At 73.0% G+C, this 22,387-nt stretch carries 16 protein-coding genes; 9 read left to right on the forward strand and 7 right to left on the reverse strand.

Annotated features, from left to right (window positions below; all coding sequences use genetic code 11):
* Positions 1 to 35 precede the first annotated feature (35 nt).
* The 7 genes from IG84_RS0119735 (at position 36) to IG84_RS0119765 (ending at position 12,523) form a co-directional block, all read left to right on the forward strand.
* Positions 36 to 3,542, forward strand: coding sequence for an indolepyruvate ferredoxin oxidoreductase family protein (locus IG84_RS0119735; protein WP_031058838.1), 3,507 nt, complete (start codon positions 36 to 38; stop codon positions 3,540 to 3,542).
* Positions 3,539 to 4,681 carry an acyl-CoA dehydrogenase family protein gene (locus IG84_RS0119740; RefSeq protein ID WP_031058842.1) on the forward strand — a complete coding sequence of 381 codons (1,143 nt, stop codon included), beginning with the start codon at positions 3,539 to 3,541 and terminating at the stop codon, positions 4,679 to 4,681. The genes IG84_RS0119735 and IG84_RS0119740 overlap by 4 nt, the downstream gene beginning before the upstream one ends.
* Positions 4,682 to 4,706: 25 nt before the next feature.
* Positions 4,707 to 5,279, forward strand: a complete 573-nt coding sequence (locus tag IG84_RS0119745) for a GNAT family N-acetyltransferase (protein ID WP_031058844.1) — start codon at positions 4,707 to 4,709, stop codon at positions 5,277 to 5,279.
* Positions 5,280 to 5,351: 72 nt separating this feature from the next.
* Positions 5,352 to 6,716 carry an FAD-binding oxidoreductase gene (locus tag IG84_RS0119750; RefSeq protein ID WP_031058846.1) on the forward strand — a complete coding sequence of 455 codons (1,365 nt, stop codon included), beginning with the start codon at positions 5,352 to 5,354 and terminating at the stop codon, positions 6,714 to 6,716.
* A gap of 120 nt (positions 6,717 to 6,836) precedes the next feature.
* Positions 6,837 to 8,066, forward strand: coding sequence for a serine/threonine-protein kinase (locus tag IG84_RS0119755; RefSeq protein WP_051862032.1), 1,230 nt, complete (start codon positions 6,837 to 6,839; stop codon positions 8,064 to 8,066).
* Positions 8,067 to 8,237: 171 nt separating this feature from the next.
* Positions 8,238 to 9,401 carry an exonuclease SbcCD subunit D gene (locus IG84_RS0119760; RefSeq protein WP_031058852.1) on the forward strand — a complete coding sequence of 388 codons (1,164 nt, stop codon included), beginning with the start codon at positions 8,238 to 8,240 and terminating at the stop codon, positions 9,399 to 9,401.
* Positions 9,398 to 12,523: an AAA family ATPase gene (locus IG84_RS0119765; protein WP_031058855.1), complete on the forward strand. Its 3,126-nt coding sequence runs from the start codon at positions 9,398 to 9,400 to the stop codon at positions 12,521 to 12,523. The genes IG84_RS0119760 and IG84_RS0119765 overlap by 4 nt, the downstream gene beginning before the upstream one ends.
* Before the next feature lie 7 nt (positions 12,524 to 12,530).
* Here IG84_RS0119765 and IG84_RS0119770 read toward each other — a convergent pair whose 3' ends face one another.
* Both IG84_RS0119770 and IG84_RS0119775 read right to left on the reverse strand, forming a co-directional pair.
* Positions 12,531 to 12,986, reverse strand: coding sequence for an Lrp/AsnC family transcriptional regulator (locus IG84_RS0119770; RefSeq protein ID WP_031058858.1), 456 nt, complete (start codon positions 12,984 to 12,986; stop codon positions 12,531 to 12,533).
* Between the two features lie 32 nt (positions 12,987 to 13,018).
* Entirely contained in the window at positions 13,019 to 13,705 is a 687-nt protein-coding gene (locus IG84_RS0119775; protein WP_031058860.1) for a CatB-related O-acetyltransferase, read from the reverse strand.
* An 87-nt stretch (positions 13,706 to 13,792) separates the two neighbouring features.
* On the opposite strand from IG84_RS0119775, the gene IG84_RS0119780 reads away from it, so the two are divergent.
* Positions 13,793 to 14,671 carry an SDR family oxidoreductase gene (locus tag IG84_RS0119780; protein WP_051862065.1) on the forward strand — a complete coding sequence of 293 codons (879 nt, stop codon included), beginning with the start codon at positions 13,793 to 13,795 and terminating at the stop codon, positions 14,669 to 14,671.
* Here the strand turns inward: IG84_RS0119780 and IG84_RS38100 are convergent.
* The 4 genes from IG84_RS38100 to IG84_RS42635 all read right to left on the reverse strand — a co-directional run bounded on the left by IG84_RS38100 (position 14,643) and on the right by IG84_RS42635 (position 19,799).
* Complete coding sequence (locus tag IG84_RS38100) at positions 14,643 to 15,512, reverse strand: GNAT family N-acetyltransferase (protein WP_078649073.1); 870 nt, start codon at positions 15,510 to 15,512, stop codon at positions 14,643 to 14,645. The genes IG84_RS0119780 and IG84_RS38100 overlap by 29 nt on opposite strands.
* 58 nt (positions 15,513 to 15,570) lie before the next feature.
* Positions 15,571 to 17,283, reverse strand: coding sequence for a DUF885 domain-containing protein (locus IG84_RS0119790; RefSeq protein WP_051862034.1), 1,713 nt, complete (start codon positions 17,281 to 17,283; stop codon positions 15,571 to 15,573).
* Between the two features lie 66 nt (positions 17,284 to 17,349).
* Positions 17,350 to 18,777 carry an amino acid permease gene (locus IG84_RS0119795; protein ID WP_031058871.1) on the reverse strand — a complete coding sequence of 476 codons (1,428 nt, stop codon included), beginning with the start codon at positions 18,775 to 18,777 and terminating at the stop codon, positions 17,350 to 17,352.
* Positions 18,778 to 19,082: 305 nt separating this feature from the next.
* Positions 19,083 to 19,799: a CatB-related O-acetyltransferase gene (locus tag IG84_RS42635; RefSeq protein WP_051862036.1), complete on the reverse strand. Its 717-nt coding sequence runs from the start codon at positions 19,797 to 19,799 to the stop codon at positions 19,083 to 19,085.
* 185 nt (positions 19,800 to 19,984) lie between these two features.
* On the opposite strand from IG84_RS42635, the gene IG84_RS0119805 reads away from it, so the two are divergent.
* Positions 19,985 to 20,932 (forward strand): LysR family transcriptional regulator, encoded by a 948-nt coding sequence (locus IG84_RS0119805; RefSeq protein ID WP_031058877.1) that lies wholly within the window; start codon positions 19,985 to 19,987, stop codon positions 20,930 to 20,932.
* Positions 20,933 to 20,964: 32 nt separating this feature from the next.
* On the opposite strand, the gene IG84_RS0119810 is transcribed toward IG84_RS0119805, so the two are convergent.
* On the reverse strand, positions 20,965 to 22,197 hold the full coding sequence (locus tag IG84_RS0119810; protein ID WP_031058880.1) for an alginate lyase family protein: 1,233 nt from the start codon (positions 22,195 to 22,197) through the stop codon (positions 20,965 to 20,967).
* Positions 22,198 to 22,387: the final 190 nt, after the last annotated feature.

Genomic DNA, 22,387 nt, shown 5'->3' on the forward strand with positions numbered 1-22,387 from the left:
CCCGGTCCCTTCACAACGATGTCGAGGAGGCTTGCGTGAGCACCCCACCCGCTGCGGTGTCGCTCGACGACAAGTACACGGCCACCGATGGCCGGGCGCTGATCTCGGGCGTTCAGGCCCTGGTACGGCTGACGCTGGAACAGCGCCGGCTGGACGAGGCCCGCGGCCTCGACACACGGGCCTTCGTCAGCGGATACCAGGGATCGCCGCTGGGCGGCGTAGACCTGGAGATGGGGCGCGCGGCCCGCTTCCTGGACGAGGCCGGCGTGGTCTTCCAGGCGGGCGTCAACGAGGAGCTGGCCGCCACGGCGGTGGCCGGCACCCAGATGCTCGGCCAGGTGCCGGGGCGCCGGCACGACGGTGTGACCGGCTACTGGTACGGCAAGAACCCCGGCCTGGACCGCGCGGCCGACGCCATCCGGCACGCCACCCTCGCCGGCACCGCGCCGCTCGGCGGGGCGGTGGCCTGGATCGGCGACGACCCGGGCAGCAAGTCCTCCACGGTGCCCAGCTCCTGCGAGCGGATGTGCCAGAGCATGGCGATGCCCGTGCTCGCGCCCGGATCCGTCGCGGAGATCATCGAATTCGGGCTGCACGCCGTCGCGCTCTCCCGCGCCACCGGCCTGTGGACCGGCCTGAAGATCGTCGCGGACATCGCCGACGCCTCGGCGACCGTCGACTTCGACGCGGTGCGCCAGGGCATCCCCGAGCCGGACCGGACCGCGCGCCCCACGGCCCCCGCCCTCGTGGGCCCCGCCGCGCTCGACGCGGAGCACGACATGCTCACCCGCCGCCTCGACCTGGCCCGCGCGTACGCCCGTACGGCAGGGCTCAACAAGGTGACCTTCAGCGCCCGCCGCGCCACCCTCGGCGTGCTCGCCTCCGGTACCTCCTACGCCGTCGTGCAGCGTGCACTGGACGACCTGGGCCTGGACGAGGCGGCCATGGAGGCGCTGGGCCTCCGGCTGATCCGGATGGGCATGCCGTTCCCCGTCGCGGACGAGGACCTGGTGGCCATGACCGGCGACCTGGAGCAGGTCCTCGTCGTGGAGGACAAGGTGCCCTTCCTGGAGGGGCTGCTGAAGGAGGCGCTGTATCGGACGGCTGACGCGCCCGTCGTCGTCGGGCGCCGGGAGGAGGACGGGCGGCCGCTGCTCACCGCGCGCGGCACGCTGGGCGCCGAGGACGTGGCCCGGGCACTGGCCCGCCGCATCGGCGCCGACCGGCTGCCCGACGGGGCCCATGCGCACCTGGAGGCGCTCGCCCCGGCCCGCCCCGCCCGCATCACCCTGCCCACCGTCGCGGCCCGCACCCCGTACTTCTGCTCCGGCTGCCCGCACAACACCTCCACCCGCACCGACGACGGCACGTTGGTCGGCGTCGGCATCGGCTGCCACGCGATGATCGCGCTGGACGGCGCCGGGCGCGGCACGCAGATCGGACTGACCCAGATGGGTGGCGAGGGCGCCCAGTGGATCGGCATCGCGCCCTTCACCGACGACGCGCACTTCGTGCAGAACCTCGGCGACGGCACGTTCCACCACTCCGGCTCGCTGGCCGTCCGCGCCGCCGTCGCCGCCGGCGTCACCATGACGTACAAGCTGCTCTACAACGACGCCGTCGCCATGACCGGCGGCCAGCGCGCCGAAGGCCGCCTGGACATCCCCGCGGTCATCCGGCTGCTCGCCATCGAAGGCGTGCGCAAGGTCGTCGTCACCACCGCGGACCCCGGCAGCTACCGCGGCGTCCGGCTGGACCCGATCGCGACCGTGCGGCACCGCGATGAACTCCCCGATGCGGAGCGGGGATTGGCCGCCACCGAAGGCGTGACGGTCCTGCTGCACGACGACCGCTGCGCCGCCGAGGAGCGGCGGCTGCGCAAGCGCGGCGCGCTGCCCACCCCGGTGGAGAAGGTCGCCATCAACGAGCGGGTGTGCGAGGGCTGCGGAGACTGCGGCGACAAATCGACATGTCTGTCCGTCCAGCCCGTCGAGACCGAGTTCGGCCGCAAGACCCGAATCCACCAGGCGTCCTGCAACACCGACCTGAGCTGCCTCAAGGGGGACTGCCCCTCCTTCCTGCTCGTCGAGCCGGGCCGCAAGGAGCCCCGGAAGATCCCGGACCTGCCGGTGGAACTGAGCGAACCGGCCCGCCGGTTCGGCCCCGGCGGCACCCTGCTGCGGATGCCCGGCGTCGGCGGCACCGGCGTGGTCACCGTCTCCCAGATCCTCCAGATGGCGGCCCGGCTGGACGGCCTGTACGCGGCCGGGCTGGAGCAGACCGGCCTCGCGCAGAAGGGCGGCCCCGTCCTCAGCGACCTGCGGATCGCCAAGACGCCGGTGACCGGCTCGCTGCGCGCCTCCCGTGGCACCGCCGACGTCCTGATCGGCTTCGACCTGCTCGGCGCCGCCTCCGACAGCAACATGGCGGTGGCGCGCGCCGGTCACACCGTCGCCGTCGTCAACACCGCCGTCGTACCGACCGCCGCCATGGTCACCGGCCGCGTCGTCCTGCCCGGCTCGCCCGACGACGCCCTCGAACGCATCGAGTCCGTCACCAGCCGCGAGGACAACCTCTACCTCGACGCGCAGGGCCTGTCCGAGGCCCTCTTCGCCGACCACATGCCGGCCAACATGGTGCTCATCGGCGCCGTCTACCAGCACGGCTGCCTCCCGATCAGCGCCGAGGCCGTCGAGGACGCCATCCGCCTCAACGGCGCCGCCGTCGAGAAGAACCTCGCCGCCTTCCGCTGGGGCCGCGCCGCGGTACTCGACCGCGCGGCCGTCACCGCCGCGCTCGCCGCCCCCGAACGCCCGGTCGTCGAGATCACCCGGGCCGCCGCGTCGATCGCCGCCGCGCACACCTCCGACGAGGAGCTGCGTACCGCCGTCGCCACCCGCACCGCCGACCTCATCGGCTACCAGAACGAGCAGTACGCCCGCCGGTACGCCGACGACGTCGCCCGCGTCGCGGCCCTCGCCCAGGAGCGCGGCGGCGCCGAAGCCGGTACCTCCATCGCCCTCGCCTACGCCCACGGCCTGCACAAGCTCATGGCGTACAAGGACGAGTACGAGGTCGCCCGGCTCCACCTCGACGCCACCGAACAGGCGAAGCTGCGCGACGAGTTCGGCGCCGGATCGGCCATCTCCGTCCTCCTCCACCCGCCCGTCCTGCGCGCCCTCGGCATGAAGCGCAAGATCCGGCTGCGCCGCACCGCGCCGGCCGCCTTCCGGGCCCTGCGCGCCGGCCGCGTGTTGCGCGGCACCTCCCTGGACCTCTTCGGGTACGCCGAGGTACGCCGCGTGGAGCGCGCCCTGATCGGCGAGTACCGCCAGTTGGTGCGCGGCGCGCTCGCGCACCTCACGCCGGAGAACACCGACGCCGTCCGTGCCGTCGCGGAGCTGCCGGACCTCGTTCGCGGGTACGAGGACATCAAGCTCGCGCGCGTCGCGGACTTCCGCGAGCAGGCCCGCGCCGCACTCGCGGCGCTCGGTACCACCCCCGCCCGCGCCGCAGCGGGCACGCACACGGAGGCACGATGACCGTCGACCGGCTGCTGCCCACCCAGGAGGCCGAGGACCTGCTCGACCTCACCCGTGACATCGCCGACAAGGAGCTCGCGCCCCGCGTCGACAAGCACGAGCGCGAAGAGCGCTACCCGGAGGGCCTGTTCGCCACCCTGGGCGCGGCCGGGCTGCTCGGTCTGCCCTACCCGGAGGAGTACGGCGGCGGAGGCCAGCCGTACGAGGTGTACCTCCAGGTCATCGAGGAGCTGGCGGCCCGCTGGGCGGCCGTCGCGGTGGCCGCCAGCGTGCACACCATGTCCGCGTACGCCTTGATGACATACGGCAGCGAGGAGCAGCGGCACCGCTGGGCACCCGGGATGCTCGGCGGCGGCCGGATCGGCGGCTACAGCCTCTCCGAGCCGCAGGCCGGCTCGGATGCCGCCGCGCTGACCTGCAAGGCCGTGCGGGAGACGGGCGGTTACCGGATCACCGGCAGCAAGGCGTGGATCACCCACGGCGGCAAGGCCGACTTCTACACCCTCTTCGCCCGCACCGCCGCCGGCAGCCGCGGCATCTCCTGCTTCCTCGCGCCCGGCGCCACCGAAGGGCTGACCTTCGGACGGCCCGAGGAGAAGATGGGCCTGCACGCGATCCCGACCACCGCGGCGCACTGGGACGGCGCGCTCATCGAGGCGGACCGGCTGATCGGCAGCGAGGGCCAGGGCCTGCAGATCGCCCTGTCCGCACTGGACTCCGGGCGGCTGGGCATCGCGGCGTGCGCCACCGGCGTCGCACAGGCGGCCCTGGACGCGGCCGTCACCTACGCCAACGAGCGCACCGCCTTCGGCCGGAAGATCATCGACCACCAGGGCCTCGGCTTCGTCCTCGCAGACATGGCCGCCGCCGTCGACTCGGCACGCGCCACGTACCTCGACGCCGCCCGCCGCCGCGACGCCGGCCGCTCTTACAGCCGCCAGGCCAGCGTCGCCAAGCTCATCGCGACCGACGCCGCGATGAAGGTCACCACCGACGCGGTGCAGGTCTACGGCGGATACGGTTACACGCGGGACTTCCCGGTCGAGCGCTACATGCGCGAAGCCAAGATCATGCAGATCTTCGAGGGGACGAACCAGATCCAGCGGCTGGTGATCAGCAGACAGCTCTCCCGGCCGTGAGCCGCAGGAAACGGGGGAGATGACGATGTACGCGAGGTCCCTGGGCGACGACGGCGCGGAGCTGCGCCCGCTCGAACCGTGGCAGGCCGAGGAGTTCCTGGCCCACATCGAGCGGGGGCGGGAGTTCATCGGGCAGTACGTCGGCCTGCCGGACGTCGTCACGAACCTGGAGTCGAGCCGCGCGCACCTCAGCTCGTACGCGGAGAAGGCCGCGGCCGACACCGGGCGCATCCACGGCATCTGGATGGACGGCAAGCTGGTCGGCGGGGTCCTCTTCCGGACGATGGACCTCGCGAGCGGCACCGCCGAGGCGGGCTGCTGGCTGGAGCCGTCGGCGGCGGGCAGGGGACTGGTCACCAGGGCCGTGCGCGTGCTCATCGACTGGGCCGTCGAGGAGCGCGGCATCCACCGCGTGGAGTGGCACGTCTCCTCGGCGAACGCACCCAGCATCGCCGTGGCCCGGCGCCTCGGCATGACCAAGGACGGCGTCCTGCGCGAGAGCTACCCCTACCGGGGAAAGCGGCACGACATGGAGGTCTGGTCGGTACTCGCCCCGGAATGGCGCGCGGGCAGGGAGAAGCCGTCCGAGGGGTGCTGATCACCGCCCCGCGGCCTGCGGATACCGTGCGGACATGGCAGACGTGGTCGAGGGATGGGCGGGTGGTCCGGCGTGCTGATCGATGAGCTGCGGCAGGAACTGCCGGACGGCCGGCTGGTCGAGGACCCGGAGGTCGCCGCCGGGTTCGTGCACGACGAGGCGGAGTGGGCGCCGCACGGGACGCCCCGCGTCGTCGTCCGGCCGCGCACGGCGGAGGAAGTACGCACCGTGGTCCGCGCCTGCCTGCGGCACGGCGTCCCCCTCGTCACCCGCGGCGCCGGCACCGGCCTCTCCGGCGGTGCCAACGCCGTCGAGGGCTGCGTCGTGCTCTCCACCGAGCACATGAACACGATCCGGGAGATCGACCCGGTCGAACGGCTCGCGGTCGTCGGCCCCGGCGTCGTCAACGACGACCTGCGTGCCGCCTGCGCCGAGCACGGCCTGTGGTACCCGCCGGACCCGGCCAGCGCCCCCTGGTCCACCATCGGCGGCAACGTCGCGACCAACGCGGGCGGCTTGTGCTGCGTGAAGTACGGCGTCACACGGGACTACGTACTCGGGCTGGAGGCCGTGACCGGCACCGGCGAGCTGGTCCGGCTGGGGCGACGGACGGCCAAGGGCGTCGCCGGATACGACCTCGCCGGACTCCTCGTCGGCTCCGAAGGCACGCTCGGAGTGATCACCGAGATCACCGTACGGCTGCGCCCGCAGCGCGAGCCGGAGCGCACGGTCGCCGGGTACTTCTCCTCCGTCGTGGACGCGGGCCGCGCCGTCGCCGCGGTCGGCGCCGCCGGGCTCACCCCCTCCGCGCTGGAGCTGATCGACCGGCACTGCCTGGCCGCCGTCGACAAGTGGAAGAACATGGGCCTCTCCGTCGACGCGGACGTGGTGCTGCTCGGCCGTACGGACGCGCCTGGGCCGGCCGGCGAGCAGGAGGCCGCGCACATGCTGGCCTGCTTCGAGGAGGCGGGCGCCACCTGGGCCGCGCAGTCCACCGACCAGGAGGAGGCCGACGCGCTGTTCGCGGCCCGGCGCCTCGCCTACCCGGCGCTGGAACGCCTCGGCCCGGTCCTCACCGAGGACGTGTGCGTCCCCAAGGCCGCGGTACCGGAGATGCTCGCCCGCATCGAGCGCGCCGCCGCCCGCCACGACACCCTCATCGCCAACATCGCGCACGCCGGCGACGGCAACCTCCATCCGCTGCTGATCACCCCGCCCGGCGACACCGCGGCACAGGAGCGCGCGCAGGCCGCCTTCCACGAGATCATCGCGGACGCGATCGACCTGGGCGGCACGGTCACCGGCGAGCACGGCGTCGGACTCCTCAAGCGCGACGGCCTGGCCCAGGAGCTGTCCGCACCCGTCCTGGACATGCACCACGCGATCAAGAGGGCCCTGGACCCGCAGGGCATCCTCAACCCGGGCAAGGTCGTGTGACGGTGACGGCCACGATCCCCCCGTGCCCGTCCCGCGAACTCAGCCTTTAGGCTGATCGTCCGGTGATCCACTGCGGTCGTCGCGCAGGGCCGACAAAGAGACGAGGGGGACGAACACTTCATGCACGGTCTCGAACCCGCGGATCCGCCGGCCCTGGGCGGTTACCCGCTGCTGGCCAGACTCGGCGCGGGTGGCATGGGGCAGGTCTACTTGTCCCGCACGGCATCCGGACGGCCGCTGGCGCTGAAGACGGTCCGTTCCGACCTCGGCGCCGAGCTGGGCTTCGAAGCGCGCTTCGACCGGGAGATCCGCAACAGCGACCGGGTCCGTTCCCCGTGGTCCGTCGCCGTCGTGGACCACAGCGCCGCCGGGCAGCGGCCGCAGTGGCTGGCCACCGAGTACGTACCGGCACCGTCGCTCGGCGAATGGGTCGAGCAGCACGGGCCGCTCCCCGAGCCGGCCCTGCTGGCGCTCGCCGCCGAACTGTGCGGGGCGCTCCAGGCAGTGCACGCCACCGGTCTCGCCCACCGGGACGTCAAGCCCGGCAACGTCCTGCTGGCCGGTGACCACCCGCGGCTGATCGACTTCGGCATCGCCCGTGCCGCCGACGACTCCCGGCACACCCATACCGGCGGCATGATCGGCTCACCCGGCTTCCTCGCGCCCGAGCAGGCCACCGGAACCGGGACCGCCGCACCCGTCGACGTGTTCTCGCTGGCCGCCGTCCTGGCCCACGCCGCCACCGGACACGGCCCCTTCACCCGGCCCGAGGAGAACGCCTCGGCGCCCGTCCTGCTGTACCGCATCGTCCACGAGGACCCCGACCTCGGCGGGGTGCCGGAGGCCCTGCGGCCGCTGCTGGCTTCCTGCTTGGTCAAGCAGCCGGAGGAACGGCCCACGGCGAGCGTGCTGGGCAAGGAGCTGGAACGGATCGGCGCTCGCGCGCACCAGTGGCAGCAGGCGGTCCCCGCCGCGCTCGCCGAGGAGCTGGCCGCCCGCGAACGGTCGCTGCGCGGGCCGGCCGACGGTCCGCCCGCGCCGTGGCAGGCGCCCGTGCCGGCGGCCACCGCGCCGGGCTTCGGCCCGCCGCCGACCATGGCACCGCCCGTCGCCCCGTCACCGGCCTTCGTGCCGCCGTCCGCCGCCCCGCCCGTCGCCCCGCCCGTGCGGAAGCAGCTGTCGAACCGAGTACTGGTCTCCGGCATCGTGCTCGTGTTCCTGCTCTCGCCCCTCATCAGCAGAACCATGCGGGAAGTGGTGCCGTTCGCCCTCCTCCTCGCCCCCTTCGTCCTGCTCGGCTTCCTGATCCGCCGGATCGTCGTGCGGCGCCGGAGACAAAGCGGTCGCTAGAGCGTGTGTGTTGGAGCAGCCCGGCTCCGGCCCGCCCGCCCGAAAACCGAGGTCCGTGGGAAACCGGGGGCCCAGGGGCGCTAGCGTGGTGCGTGCCGTTGACCACCGGCCGCGGGCCGGTCGCGGACGCATCGCGCGGAGGAAGGAAACCATGCAGGTCGGAGCCGTCTGTTGAGAATCTTGCACACCTCCGACTGGCACCTGGGGCGCTCGTTCCACCGCGTGAACATGCTCGGCCACCAGCGCGCCTTCCTCGACCACCTCATCGAGACCGTCCGCAGCCGGCAGGTCGACGCCGTGCTCGTCGCGGGCGATGTGTACGACCGGGCCGTCCCGCCGCTCGCCGCCGTCGAGCTGTTCGACGACGCACTGCACCGCCTCGCCGACCTCGGCGTGCCCACCGTCATGATCTCCGGCAACCACGACTCCGCCCGCCGCCTCGGCGTCGGCGCCCGCCTCATGGCGAAGGCCGGCATCCACCTGCGCACCGACCCGGCGGGCTGCGGCACCCCCGTGGTACTCACCGACGACCACGGGGACGTGGCCTTCTACGGTCTGCCGTACCTGGAGCCGGCACTGGTCCGCGACACCCTCGGCGCCGAGAAGGCCCGCCACACCCAGGTGCTGGGCGCGGCCATGGACCGGGTACAGGCCGATCTCGCGACCCGCCCCGCCGGCACCCGCTCCGTCGTCCTCGCGCACGCCTTCGTCACCGGCGGCGCGCCCAGCGACAGCGAGCGCGACATCACCATCGGCGGCGTCGCCTCCGTACCGGCCGATGTCTTCGATGGCGTGGACTACGCGGCCCTCGGCCATCTGCACGGCTGCCAGACGATCACCGAGCGGGTGCGGTACTCCGGCTCCCCGCTCGCGTACTCCTTCTCCGAGGTGCACCATCGCAAGTCGATGTGGCTGATCGACCTGGGCGCGGACGGCGCCGTGGAGGCGGAGCGGCTGCCGTGCCCGGTACCGCGCCCGCTCGCCCGACTCCGCGGCCGCCTGGAGGACCTGCTCGCCGACCCGGGCCTCGCCGAGCACGAGGAGTCCTGGATCGAGGCCACCCTCACCGACCCCGCACGCCCGCACGAGCCGATGGCCCGGCTCACCGAGCGCTTCCCGCACACCCTCGCACTCGCCTTCGAGCCCGAAGCGCGCGACGGCGGGCCCGACGTCTCCTACGCGCAGCGGCTGCGCGGCCGCAGCGATCAGGAGATCGCCGAGGACTTCGTGGCCCACGTACGGCCGCGCCGCGCCGCCGACGCGGCGGAACGCGCCCTGCTCGGCGCCGCGCTCGACGAGGTACGGACCGACCAGGCGGCAAAGGAGTCGGCGTGAAGCTGCACCGGTTGACCCTCACCGCCTTCGGGCCGTTCGGCGCCGCCCAGACCGTCGACTTCGACCGGCTCTCCGGCGCCGGGCTCTTCCTGCTGCACGGCCCGACCGGTGCCGGTAAGACCTCCGTCCTGGACGCCGTCTGCTTCGCGCTGTACGGCTCCGTGCCCGGCGCCCGCCCCGGCGGCCAGTCCCTGCGCAGCGCCCTCGCTGCCCCCGGCACGTCCACCGGGGTCGTCCTCGACCTGACCGTCGCCGACCGCCGGCTGGAGATCACCCGGCGGCCCGAGCAGCCCCGCCTGAAGAAGCGCGGCACGGGCACGACGATGGAGAAGGCGTACAGCGCGCTGCGCGAGTACGACCCGGCGGCGGGGGAGTGGAAGGCGCTCAGCCGGTCCCACCAGGAGATCGGCGAGGAGATCCAGCAGCTGCTCGGCATGAGCAAGGAACAGTTCTGCCAGGTCGTACTGTTGCCCCAGGGCGAGTTCGCGAAGTTCCTGCGGGCCGATGCCGAGGCCCGAGCCAAGCTGCTCGGCCGGCTCTTCGACACCCGCCGGTTCGCCGCCCTGGAGGAACGGCTCGCCGTGCTGCGGAAGACGGCGGCCGACCGGGTCACCGCCGCCGACGACCGGCTGCTCGCGCTCGCCCACCGGATGGCACAGGCGGCGGGCGACACCCCTGACCTGCGCGACCCGTCGGTGCCCGCGCCGGGACCGGCGGAGGAGCCCGCCACCGGTACGGCCCGCGGTTCCGCCAGCAGCACGGCCCGTGGCTCCCGTACGAGGGCGAAGAAGCCGGCCGTACGCACGGACGGCGCGCCCGCGCCCGGCGAACCGGGCTTCGACGCCTCCGTCCTGGCCTGGGCGGCCGTCGCCCGGGCCGGTGCGCGCGAGCGGCTGGAGATCGCCGAGGCGGCGGCCACCACGGCCGAGACCGCCGCTGCCGAGGCGGCCCGCACCCTGGAGGAGACCCTCGAACGCGCCCGGCTCCAGCAGCGGCACGCCGAGGCCCGCCGTCGCGCCGACGCGCTCGAAGCGCAGACGGCCGACCGCGACCGGGCCCGGCAGCGGCTGGACCGCGCCCGCAAGGCCCAGCGTGTCGCCCCCGGACTCGCCCTGCGCGACGCCGCCTGGCGCGACCACGTAGCGGCGCAGGCCGCCGAACGCCGCTCCCGCGAGCGGCTGCGCCCCGACCTCGTGGACGCGGGCAGCGACCAACTGGCTGCGCTCGAACACCGGTTGAGGGGCGAGCTCGGCTCCCTCGACGCGGCCCGCCGCGACGAGCGCCGCGCCGCTGACATCGCCACCGAACGCGCTGCACTGGACCGCGAGGCCCGCGCCGATGAACAGACCCTCCTGGACGCCGCCGACTGGCTGACCGGCTGGGAGGCCACCCGCACCGCGCACCAGCACCGCATCGAAACCGCCCAGGAGGCGGCGGCCCGCGCCGAACAGCTCGGCGCCCGCCTCGAACCGGCCGAAGCCCGCCTGGCCGCCGCCCGCCGCCGCGACCGCGCCACCGCCCAACTCGCCGACGCCGAGCGGGAGTTGCTCCGCGCCAGGGAGTCCGCGACCGAGGCCCACGAGGAGTGGCTGAAGCTCAGGGAAGCCCGGCTGCACGGCATCGCCGCCGAACTGGCCAAGAACCTGGAAGCCGGTGCGCCGTGCGCCGTCTGCGGCGCGACCGAACACCCGGCGCCCGCCCGTACCGAAGCCGGTCACGTGGACCGCGAGCGGGAGGAGGCCGCGTTCGCCGCGTACGAGCGTGCCGTCTCCGCCCGCGAGGAGGCCGAGCGGGCCGGGCAGTCCGTGAAGGAGGAGCTGGCCGCCGCCACCGCGGGCGCCGGCAACGCGCCGGTCGCCGCGCTCGCCCAGGAACTGGAAGAGCTGCGGGCGGAACACAACGCCGCGCACGCCACCGGCGCCGGGCTGCACGCCGCCCGCGAAGCCCTCGCCCACGCCGAGCGCGAGTACGAGCAGCGCCGTGCGGAACAGCAGGCCGCCCAGCAGCGCACCGCGGCCCGCGACTCCCGCCGCGAGGCGCTGGACCGCGAGGAGAACGCGCTGGCCGAAGGGTTGCGCCGGGCACGCGGCGACAGCGCGAGCGTCGCCGAGCGCGCCCACCGCCTGGAACGGCAGACCGCGCTGCTCGCCGAGGCGGTGACCGCGGTACGGGACGCCGAGACCGCCGCCGAACGCCTGAAGGAAGCCGACGCGGCCCTCGCCGACGCCGCGTACAAGGCGGGCTTCGACACTCCGCGGGAGGCCGCCGCTGCCCTGCTGAGCGACGACGAATGGCGGCGCGTCCAGGGGCAGTTGGACGCCTGGCAGGCCGAGGAGGTCGCGGTCGCCGCGGAACTCGCCGACCCGCGCACCGCCGACGCCGCGGCCCTGCCGCCCGCCGACACCGACCGCGCCCGCGCCGCCTCCGACGCCGCGGCGCGTCGGCTCCGCGAGGCCGCCACCGCCCAGGCCACGGCCCGCGAACGCTGTGCCGAACTGGACCGCCTCTCCGCGCGTGCCGAGCACGACGCCCGGGAACTGGCCCCGCTGCGCGCCGAGTACGACCGCGTCGCCCGCCTCGCCTCGCTCACCGCGGGCACCTCGGCGGACAACGAACGCAAGATGCGCCTGGAGTCGTACGTACTGGCCGCGCGCCTCGAACAGGTGGCGGCCGCCGCCAGCGCCCGCCTCACCCGCATGTCGGGTGGCCGCTACACGCTCGTGCACTCCGATGAACGGGCCGGCGGCGCCCGCCGCTCCGGCCTCGGCCTGCACGTCATCGACGCATGGACAGGCCAGGAACGCGACACGGCCGGGCTGTCCGGCGGCGAGACCTTCTTCGCCTCGCTCTCCCTCGCCCTCGGCCTCGCCGACGTCGTCACCGACGAGGCCGGCGGCACCCGCCTGGACACCCTCTTCATCGACGAGGGCTTCGGCAGCCTCGACGAACAGACCCTCGACGAGGTCCTCGACGTCCTCGACTCGCTGCGCGAACGGGACCGCAGCGTCGGCATCGTCAGCCACGTGGCCGACCTCCGCCAACGCATCCCGGCCCAACTGGAGGTCGTCAAGAACCGCGCGGGCTCGTCCGTCCGCCTCCGCACCCCCGAGAGCGCCGGCTGACAGTGCGTCATGGGCGGAGAGGCCGGCCCGCCAGCGGCGACGAGTACACCACATTGGTCGTCACCGCGCCGAGCGCGCCGATCCGCCCCGCCACCTCCTCCAGGTGGCGCATCGACCGCGCCGCGACCTTGATGACGAAGCAGTCGTCACCCGTGACGTGATGCGCCTCCAGAATCTCCGGCGTCTTCTCCAGCAGGTCGTGGAACGGCTTGTAGTCGGCGTCCGGATACCGAAGCCGTACGAACGCCAGCACCGGCAGCCCGATCCGCTCGGGATCCACCACGGCCGCGTACCCACGGATCACCCCGGCCTCCTCCAGCCGCCGCACCCGCTCGGTGACGGCACTGGCCGACATGTTCACCGCCCGCGCCAGCTCGGCGTAGCCCGCACGCGCGTCCTGCTGCAGAGCGTCGAGTATGCGCCAGTCGGTGGCATCGGGGGAGTACCGGGAAGAACTCGTCATGATCGCTGTCTAGCAGTGGAATCCCCGGCGGATCAAGGGTTTTCCCGGGGAAGATCCATTCCGGCACGGACCGGCGCCGCGGCCGCCAGTTCGTCGACGCTGCCGGACATGACGGTGCGGAGGTGCGTGGTGAGATGGTCGAGCGGCCAGTCCCACCAGGCGATGTCCAGGAGGCGGGCGATGTCCGCCTCGCTGTACCGGTGGCGGAGGAGGCGGGCCGGGTTGCCGCCGACGATGCCGTAATCGGGCACGTCGTCGACGACGACGGAGCCGGAGGCGATGACCGCGCCATGGCCGATGCGTACGCCGGGCATCACCGTCGACCGGTAGCCGAACCAGACGTCGTTGCCGACGACGGTGTCGCCGCGGCCGGGGAGGCCGGTGATCAGGTCGAAGTGCTCGGTCCACGAGCCGCCCATGATCGGGAACGGGAACGTCGACGGGCCGTCCATCCGGTGGTTGGCACCGTTCATCAGAAACCGCACGCCCTCGCCCAGCGCGCAGAACTTCCCGATGACCAGCTTCTCCGGCCCGTAGTGATACAGCACGTTGCGGGTCTCGAACGCGGTCGGATCGTCCGGATCGTCGTAGTAGGAGAACTCGCCCACCTCGATCAGCGGCGAGGTGACGAGCGGCTTGAGCAGCACGACCCGCGGCTGCTCGGGCATCGGGTGCAGCACGGTGGGGTCGGCGGGAAGGGGAAGGGGGGCCTGCGGCATGGCGGAAGCCCTTTCTCGGGAGAGGAGGAACGTGGGAAAACGGGGTGACAGGGGGCGCGTCAGCGGTCAGGGTGGTGGGCCATGGCCATGACGCACGACCGGAACCACGACCGGAACACGGAACCGGAAGCGACCGAACCCTCCCCGTCCGCCGACGCGCTGCGCCGCGCACCGTACCCGCTGCGCGGCCGTACCGCGCTGGTCACCGGTGCGAGCCGGCGCGGCGGCATCGGATACGCCGTCGCCCGCCGACTGGCCGCGTACGGCGCGAGCGTGTACCTGCACCACCACGTCCCGCACGACGCGCGGCAGCCGTGGGGCGCCGACCCGGGCGGGCCCGAGGCGGTCGCGGCGGGCGTACGGGAAGCGGCCGTGCCGGGCGCGGTGGTGGCGCACGGCCCGGCCGACCTCGCCGACCCCGAGGCCCCGGCCCGGCTCCTCCGCACCGCCGCCGACGCGCTCGGCGGCCGCCTGGACATCCTCGTCGCCAACCACGCGCTCAGCGGCGGCGACGGCGATCTCGACACCATCGACGCGGCCATGCTGGACGCGCACTGGGCGATCGACACCCGGTCGGTGATCCTGCTGGCGCAGGCGTACGCCCGCCACCGCGCCCCCGGGCAGCCCGGCGGCCGCATCGTGATGATGACGTCCGGGCAGGACCAGGGCGGCGGGATGCCGGAGGAGGTGGCGTACGGGCTGGCCAAGGGCGCGCTGGCGTCGGCCACGCGTACGCTCGCCACGACGCTCGCGCCGCTCGGCGTCACGGTGAACACCGTCAACCCCGGCCCGGTCGACACCGGTTACGCCGTCGGTGAGCTCCGTGAGTGGGTCGCCCGGCGCTTCCCCGGCGGCGCGTGGGGAGTCCCCGACGACCCGGCCCGCCTCATCGCCTGGCTGGCAACGGACGAGGCGGCCTGGATTACCGGCGAGGTCATCAACTCGGAGGGCGGCTTCCAGCATTGAGCGGCTGGGCCTCCTCCGTACCGGCCGCCGCACCGCTCCCGCTCCCCGCGTACTCGAACACGTACATCCCCGACTCCTCGCCCGCGCGCACGAAGCCGGACCGTGCCAGGACGCGCTGCGAGGGCAGGTTCGCGGGCTCCGTGGCGGCCCGCAGTGTGCGTACCTCGGGACGAGCAGCCGCCCACGAGGCGAGCAGCCGTACCGCCTCCGTCGCCCAGCCGGCGCCGCGCGCCGAGGGGGACAGGTCATAACCCAGCTCGGCCGTGCCGGACTCGTCGGGCGGGCCGTGGAAGCCGATGCCGCCCAGGGCCACACCGTCCTCGGTACGGGTGACGGCGTACGTGCCCCAGCCCGGCCGGTACAGCCCCGCCGACGCGAGCTGCACCATGATCCCGGCGCCCTCCACCGTGCCCTCGGGCGGCTCACCGTCCACCCAGACCAGCCCGGCCGTACCACCGTCCGCGAGCCGGGCGCACTCGGCCGGCGGCAGCGCCCGCAGTGTCACGCGCCCGGCGGTGAGCGCGAGCGGACAGCCCGACGCCACCAGCGCCTCGAATTCCTGCAGGTCCGGGCCGGTGATCAGGGTGCGGTTCCGGTCCGCGAGCGCGGCGGCCAGCGCGGTGCGGCGCGCCGAGGGCAGCCGGCCGCGGTACAGAACAGGGCCGGGCCCGGCCGGTACGCCGACGACGGCCCGCGCCGCGTCGCCCGCGAGCAGCGCCTCGTGGTCGACGACCGCGACCCGCGCACCCGCCGCGCGGGCGGCCCGGGCCTCGGACGCGAAGTCCGGGCCCGGGCTGCCCGGTTGGCGCGGATCACCGGGGAAGAGGAAAAGGACGGTCATGGGGCTGGACCCTACGGACCGTCCGCCCTGCCCGCCACGGCTTTTCCGGGACCTCCGGCTACAGCGCCGACAGTTCGCTCTCCAGGTCGTCCAGGCCCAGCGAGCCCTGGGAGAGCGCCGCCATGTGCCACTTCTTCGGGTCGAAGGCGGCGCCGTGCCGGCGGCGGGCGGCCTCGCGGCCGTTCAACCAGGCGCGTTCGCCCAGCTTGTAGCCGATCGCCTGGCCGGGCATGCCCTGGTACCGGATGATCTCGCTCTCCACGAAGTCGGACGAGCGGCTGCAGTGCGCGTCCATGAACTCCTGCGCCAGCTCCGGCGTCCAGCGCTCGCCCGGGTGGAACGGCGAGTCCGCCGGGATCTCCAGCTCCAGGTGCATGCCGATGTCGATGATCACGCGGATCGCGCGCATCATCTGGGCGTCCAGGTAGCCCAGGCGCCGCTCGGCGTTGCTGAGGAAGCCCAGCTCGTCCATCAGCCGCTCGGCGTACAGCGCCCAGCCCTCGGCGTTGGCGCTGACCATGCCGACCGTGGTCTGGTAGCGGGAGAGCTCGTCGCTGACGTGTGCCCACTGCGCGAGCTGGAGATGGTGGCCGGGCACGCCCTCGTGGTACCAGGTCGAGACCAGGTCGTAGACCTGGAAGCGGGTCTCGCCCATGGTCGGCAGCCAGGTGCGGCCCGGGCGTGTGAAGTCCAGTGAGGGGCTGGTGTAGTACGGCGCGGCCGCGCTGCCCGCGGGCGCGATCCGCGACTCCACCCGCTTGACCCGCTCGGCCAGTTCGAAGTGTGTGCCGTCCAGCTTCTCGATGGCCTCGTCCATCAGCGACTGGAGCCACTCGCGGGTCTCCTCGACGCCCTCGACCATCTCGCCGTTCTCGTCCAGCCAGGCCAGCGCCTCCCACGGGGTCTTGGCGCTCGGGAGGACCTTCTCGGCCTCCTTCTCCATCTCGGCGAGCAGCCGGTGGAATTCGGACCAGCCGTACGCGTACGCCTCGTCCAGGTCCAGGTCGCTGCCGTTGTAGTAGCGGGCGAGGCGGGCGTACCGCTCGCGGCCCACCACGTCGGGGGCGCCCTCGACGGCCGGCGCGTAGGTGTCGCGCAGCCAGTCGCGCAGCTCGGTCAGCGCGCCGGTGGCGAAGGCGGCCGCGGCGTCCAGGTCGGCGCGCAGGCTCTCGGGCCCGGTCGCGGCGAAGTCGGCGAACCAGCTGCGGTCCGTGCCGATCCACTCGCCCAGCTGCCCGAGCACCGTCCGCACCTGCCGTGGTCCCGCCGGCAGCCCCCGCTTCAGGCCCTCGCCGAGGGAGGCGCGGTACCCCTCCAGCGCCGCGGGCACCGAGCGCAGCCGCTGCACGACGGCCGCCCAGTCCTCGTCCGTCGCGGTCGGCGTGAGCGTGAAGATGTCGCGCACGGAGTGCAGCGGCGAGCTGAGGTTGCTGACGGCACGCAGGCCCTCGCCCGCCTCATGGACGGCGAGTTCGGCGGTCAGCCGCTCGCGCAGCAGCCGGGCGCAGCGCCGCTCGCCGTCACTGTCGCCACCCGGCCGCGCCTCGGCGGCGGCGAGCCGGTCGAGCGTCGTGCGGGCGAGCTGGGCCAGCTCCTCCTGCCCCGTGGGGGAGAAGTCGGGCAGCTTGCCGGAGCTCTCCGGTACGCCGAGGAACGTGCCGGTGATCGGGTCGAGGGCGATCAGGGCGTCGACATAGGCGTCGGCGACCTGGCGGGGCAGCGGCTCGGCGGTGGAGCCGGCCTGACCGGTGGAAGCGTTGGGTTCGGACATGGGCCCATCCTGGTACGGATGGGCCCACCGCGTCACCAGCAATAGTGGCGACGTCCCTGTCCGGGGCTACGCCGTCCGCGAACCGCGGATCCGGTCCCGTACCAGCGCGATCCCCACCACGAGCACCGCGGCCAGCAGCGACAGCGTGACCTGCTGCCGCCCGTCGGGGTCGGTCAGCATGTAGACCAGCACGAACGAGATCATGCCGATCGTCGCCCAGGTCAGATACGGGAACAGCCACATCTTCACGACCAGCTTCGACGGGTCGTCCCGCAGGATCATCCCGCGCATCCGCAGTTGCGCGAAACAGATGACCAGCCACACGAACAGCGCGACGGCGCCGGAGGAGTTCAGCAGGAAGGCGAAGACGGTGTTCGGCCACTCGTAGTTGAAGAACACCGCGACGAAGCCGAAGAGGACGGAGGCGAGGATCGCGGCGCGCGGCACGCCGCGGGCGCTGGTCCGCGCGAACGCCTTGGGCGCGTCGCCGCGCTGACCGAGCGAGAAGGCCATACGGGAGGCGGTGTAGAGCCCGGAGTTCAGACAGGACAGCACCGCCGTCAGCACGATGACGTTCATGACCTGCCCGGCGTGCGGGATGCCGATCGAGTTCAGGGCCGCGACGTAGCTGCCGTCCTTGGTGATCGACTTGTCGTTCCACGGCAGCAGGCTCACCACGATGAAGATCGAGCCGAGGTAGAAGACCCCGATGCGCCAGATAACGCTGTTGGTCGCCTTGGTGACGGCGCGCTGCGGGTTCTCGGACTCGCCGGCGGCGAGCGTGACGATCTCGCTGCCCATGAAGGAGAAGACCACCATGAGCACGCCCGTGAGGATCGACCCCGGGCCGTGCGGCATGAACCCGCCGTGCGCGGTGAGGTTGGAGATGCCCGCGCTGTCGCTGTGTACTCCGGGGAGCACGCCGAAGACGGCCAGCATGCCGATCACGACGAACGCGCCGATCGCGACGACCTTGATTCCGGCGAACCAGAACTCGAATTCACCGTACGAGGCGACCGACGCCAGGTTCGTCGCGGTGAGCACCACCATCACGATCAGCGCCCAGCCCCATTGCGGTACGGCCGGCACCCAGCTTTCCAGGATCTCCGCGCCCGCCGTCGCCTCGACGGCCAGCACCACGACCCAGAAGAACCAGTACAGCCAGCCGATCGAGAAGCCGGCCCAGCGGCCGAGCGCCCGGTCCGCGTACGCGGAGAACGACCCGGAGCTGGGATAGGCCGCGGCCATCTCCCCCAGCATCCGCATCACGAAGACGACCAGCGCGCCGACCAGCGCGTACGACAGGAGGATGGCGGGCCCGGCGGCGGCGATGCCGGAGCCGGAGCCGACAAACAGGCCGGCGCCGATCACCCCGCCGATCGCGATCATGGACAGATGGCGGTTCTTGAGACCGGCCTGCAGGCCGTCCGACGGGCCGTCGCCAGGGGCGGACGGTGGGGGAGGAGCCACGTCGGTCGTCGGTTGCGTGCTCATACGGTCCTCGGCATTTCGGTGGGATTCCATCCCTGCGGGGCAGGGCGCGGCACGCCGCGGGGTACGGCGGGCCGCGATGAGGTGCGTCGCGTGGGGGAGGCGGGGAGCCGGCGGCGCGCTGCGGGCGGACGCCCGGCATCCGGGGCCCGGTGTCCCGGGATTCCCCGGCCCTCCGGGGTCACCCGGAAGGTCACGGGGGTTCGATCTTGCGTTACGCAGACGCTAGGAAGAATTCCCGCCACTCACCATGTACAGATGTCACACCCTGTCCGCCGGACCTTTCGACATGTGCACAAACGTGCAGGTCAAGAGCGGTGCGGAACGGCCCTGGCGCCGGTCAGCGTGCAGGGGTCGACGTCCGCTGCGACATCCTCCGGGTCGATTCCGGCATACCGGGCCAGTTGCGCCACGTCGCGCCCCTGGAGGAGTGGGAGCGCTTCCGCGATCCGCTCGTCGCTCCAGTTCCACCAGCCGATCCGCCACAGCAGCTTGCGGCGCAGCGGGTCGAAGCGGTGCCGGACGGTCCTGTTGTCGCCCACCACGACGGAGTACGGGGCGACGTCCTTCGAGACGGTGGCGCGTGCCCCGATGATGGCGCCGGTCCCGATGCGCACGCCCGGCAGCACGACCGCCTCGTACCCGATCCACACCTCGTGCCCCACGACGGTGTCGCCTGCCGGCGCCCAGGCGTCGTGCTCGTGCGCGAAGAAGTTGAAGCCGTACGGCGTCACCGCGTCGGCGTGGGTGTCATGCCCGTGATTGCCGCCCAGCAGAAAGGCCGTGCCCGAGGCGAACTGGCAGAAGTTCCCGATCCGCAGCCGGTCCAGGGGCACGCCCGTGCCGCCGTACTCCGTGCGGTCGTCGAAGGCGTAGCGCAGCCGTGCGGCGAACGACTCCTGGTGGTGATAGCCGCTGTACCAACTGTGCCGGCCCTCCTCCAGTGCGATCAGCGGATGCGCCGCCACCTCGGGATCGGTGTCGATCCGCTGCACTTCGGTGAAATCCTTGAAGATGTCGGTCATGGTCGCGGACGCTAACAGCGCGGCTGCGGAGGGTCTTCCGTATTTTTCTCTGTGCACGGCCGGTGCGCCGCCGGTGTGCTCCCCGTGTGCTGCCGGTAAAGAGATGTGAGGCTTCTGTGTCCGACGGTCGTGGGAGGTGTGCTTTCCGCGGTAACGGACAGGGTGCGCGTTGTTACGATGCGCCCATGGCGGGGGACGCCGGACCGACCGGCCGGGAGAACAGCGCACCGACGGATCCGAGTACACATCAACTGAGGCTGTTCCTGCTGCTGGCCGAGGAGATGCACTTCGGCCGGGCGGCGAAGCGGGTGTTCATGACCCAGCCCGCCTTCTCGCAGCAGATCCGTTCGCTGGAGCGGCGCCTCGGGCTGACCCTGGTCGACCGCACCACGCGCACGGCGGGGCTGACCCCCTCGGGGCAGGAACTGCTCCCCGAGATCCGGGCGATGGTGCAGGCCGCCGACCGGCTGCGGCAGGTCGCCGGCGAGCGCGTCCGTACCCTCTCGGGCCGGGTGGTCATCGGCTCCTTCGAGGCCATCACCTCCGTCCACCCGATCCCGGAGATCCTGGAGGAGCTGAAGGCGCGGCATCCGGGGATCGAGGTGGAGATCGTCCGGACGGGCTTCGCGGACTCCGCGGCCACCGTCCTCGCGGGCGGGGTGGACGCGGCGTTCCTCTTCCCGCCCGTGCCGCCCGGGATCCAGACCCAGCGCCTCGCCGACCTGCGCCGCGTCGTATGCCTGGCCACCTCCGACCCGCTCGCGGACGCGGGCCCGCTGACGCTGAGCCGGCTCAGCGGGCGGCGGAACATCGGCTGGTCGCCGGAGATCCCCAAGGTCTGGCGGGACTTCTGGGCGGTCGACCCCCGCCCCGACGGCAGTCCAGCGCGCTACACCGCCCACCAGATCGCCGAGTTCGAGCCCGCCCTCACGGCCATCGCGCTCGGCGAAGGCGTGCAGTTCCCGCCGGAGCCGGCCCGTTGGCTCTACCAGCGGCACGGCGTCGCGTACGCCGAGGTCACCGACCTGCCGCCGTGCCACACGGCCCTCGCCTGGCGGACCCGCGACCGCGACCGGCCGATAGTGACCGCACTGCGCCGGGCGACCCGCACGGTCCTGGACCGCCTCCGGTAACCGGTGCCGCGGGGCCGCGGCACCGGCCGGACTCACTTGGGATTCTGTGCGTGGGTGAGCGTCTCCCAGGCGACGAAGAGGTTGTTGGAGCCGGCCGGGCGGCCACGCTCGGTGAGCGCCTGAGTGTTCGTCATGGGCTGGCCCAGGCGGCCGTGCAGCGCGTTGAACCCGACCTCGGTGACCGGCCCGAGGCCGCGCTTGATGCTGCCCCCGCAGAGCCAGTTCGGCGGCGCCTCGCCCAGCTCGTACTTGGCGTGGAAGCCGAGCGCGTACCGCAGCCGCTCGCCGACGTCGGTGGCGAAGAGGTCCTGGCCCTGGATGCGGCTGGTCTCGGCGATGTGCGAGATGGCGGAGATGCCGTAACCGGTGTGGGTGAAGTCGCGACAGGTCTCCTGGGAGAGGCCGTTCACGAACGTGGACTGACCCTGCCAGTACTTGATGATCTTCTCGCGGCTGTCGAGCCCGCTGCCCGGCGCGGTCTTCGGCAGCTCGCCGTCGCTGCTGAGGTACACGTACGCGGGCACCCGGCCGCGGAACTTCGCCATCGCCTTGTCGTACGAAGCCTTGTCGTCGAGGAAGACGGAGATGCCGACGGCGGCCTCCATCATGCTCAGTTCCCAGTTGCCGTTGGAATGCGAGCCGTTGATGACCTCGGGGAGGTAGACGGTGCGCAGCATGGCCTTGAAGCGGTCCACCTTGTCCTGCGCCCAGCCCGTGTAGGTGTACCGGATGATCTCGGCGGCCCGTGGCCAGGAGGAGCCCGCCCAGCCGGTCTGCAGCGGGGCGTTGGAGTTGGTGTGATCCTGGATGGTGCCCGACCAGGCGTCCATGATCTCGATCGCCTTCTTGGCGTACCGCTCGTCCCGGCTGATGTACCAGGTCAGCGCGAGCGTGTACGCGGCGATGGCGTCCTCGCGCTCGTCCGTGCAGCCGTGGTCGGGGTCGGAGTAGGAGCCGCACTCGACGACGGCGCGGGGCTTGGGCGCGCGGTCGAGCGCGGCGTACTTGCTCGCCTTCATCCGGTCGTAAGCGCTCTTCCAGGGCTCGGCGCCGGAGTTGACCTTGTCCCGGACGAAGTCGAGCTGGCCGCGCGAGACCAGAACGCCGGGGTGGGTGAAGGCGGCCGGCGCGGCGGCCGAGGTGCGCTCGGTGTGCTCGGTGGGTGAGGCGTGCGCCGCACCGAGGGTGGCCAGCAGGGCGGTGGCGGCGAGGAGGGCGGTGCCGGTGGTGCGTGCCGCGTGGCGGGGGCGTCTCTGCACAGGCATGGGGGGTTTCCGTCCTTGTATGTGAACGGTGGTCGCCTCTTTGGACAGGCGCGATGGTCGGTGAACCTAAAGGTCTGCACCAGATGTGTCAACACCCCATGCGGGAACGCAAATACGGGCCCCGCTGTCCATGGCGGGGCCCGTATCGGGGGCCGTCGGACGGGCTTGGGCGGGCCCGTCCCGACGGCTG

Origin of the sequence: Streptomyces ochraceiscleroticus, from assembly GCF_000720485.1 — a bacterium.
GTDB lineage: Bacteria > Actinomycetota > Actinomycetes > Streptomycetales > Streptomycetaceae > Streptomyces > Streptomyces ochraceiscleroticus.

Bases quoted from the DNA above. Each gene is read 5' to 3' on its own strand.
- IG84_RS0119740 (WP_031058842.1), top strand. From the start codon at position 3,539: ATGACCGTCGACCGGCTGCTGCCCACCCAGGAGGCCGAGGACCTGCTC.
- IG84_RS0119745 (WP_031058844.1), top strand. From the start codon at position 4,707: ATGTACGCGAGGTCCCTGGGCGACGACGGCGCGGAGCTGCGCCCGCTC.
- IG84_RS0119755 (WP_051862032.1), top strand. From the start codon at position 6,837: ATGCACGGTCTCGAACCCGCGGATCCGCCGGCCCTGGGCGGTTACCCG.
- IG84_RS0119770 (WP_031058858.1), bottom strand. From the start codon at position 12,986: ATGACGAGTTCTTCCCGGTACTCCCCCGATGCCACCGACTGGCGCATA.
- IG84_RS0119775 (WP_031058860.1), bottom strand. From the start codon at position 13,705: ATGCCGCAGGCCCCCCTTCCCCTTCCCGCCGACCCCACCGTGCTGCAC.
- IG84_RS0119780 (WP_051862065.1), top strand. From the start codon at position 13,793: ATGACGCACGACCGGAACCACGACCGGAACACGGAACCGGAAGCGACC.
- IG84_RS38100 (WP_078649073.1), bottom strand. From the start codon at position 15,512: ATGACCGTCCTTTTCCTCTTCCCCGGTGATCCGCGCCAACCGGGCAGC.
- IG84_RS0119790 (WP_051862034.1), bottom strand. From the start codon at position 17,283: ATGTCCGAACCCAACGCTTCCACCGGTCAGGCCGGCTCCACCGCCGAG.
- IG84_RS0119795 (WP_031058871.1), bottom strand. From the start codon at position 18,777: ATGAGCACGCAACCGACGACCGACGTGGCTCCTCCCCCACCGTCCGCC.
- IG84_RS42635 (WP_051862036.1), bottom strand. From the start codon at position 19,799: ATGACCGACATCTTCAAGGATTTCACCGAAGTGCAGCGGATCGACACC.
- IG84_RS0119805 (WP_031058877.1), top strand. From the start codon at position 19,985: ATGGCGGGGGACGCCGGACCGACCGGCCGGGAGAACAGCGCACCGACG.
- IG84_RS0119810 (WP_031058880.1), bottom strand. From the start codon at position 22,197: ATGCCTGTGCAGAGACGCCCCCGCCACGCGGCACGCACCACCGGCACC.